The sequence below is a fragment of the Stenotrophomonas maltophilia group sp. RNC7 genome (genome assembly GCF_030910085.1).
Taxonomy (GTDB): domain Bacteria; phylum Pseudomonadota; class Gammaproteobacteria; order Xanthomonadales; family Xanthomonadaceae; genus Stenotrophomonas; species Stenotrophomonas sepilia.
Map to the genome: position 1 here is coordinate 1 of NZ_JAVFVN010000347.1, position 349 is coordinate 349.

The 349-nt window shown below is 63.9% G+C and carries 1 pseudogene; it reads right to left on the bottom strand.

What is annotated here, in order from left to right:
• Window positions 1–349, bottom strand: a pseudogene (locus RCF13_RS05435) (conjugative transfer ATPase); the annotation flags it as partial.

Here is a 349-nt window from a genome sequence, read left to right on the forward strand (position 1 = left end):
TGGGTGTCTCAATCAGGCGGCGGGCATCGGCGTACGGTGCCAAGCTGACACCCGATCCCGGCGCGAGTTTGACCCGGTTGACCGTGAGCCCGAGGCGCTTGGCGAAGTCGCCGAACAGGCCGAAGGAGTTGCCTGCCTCGACAATGAACATGCGCGGGCGGTAGATTGCGGCGACCTGGTTCAGGATGTTGTTCAGGGTGGCCGACTTGCCCGATCCGGTCGGACCGAACAGGAACAGATGCGCATTCATCTGTCGATCCAGACGGTTAAAGGGGTCGAAGGTGATCACGCCGCCACCACGGTTGAAGAACGTGATGCCGGGGTGCCCCGTGCCCTGGCTGCGGCCCCA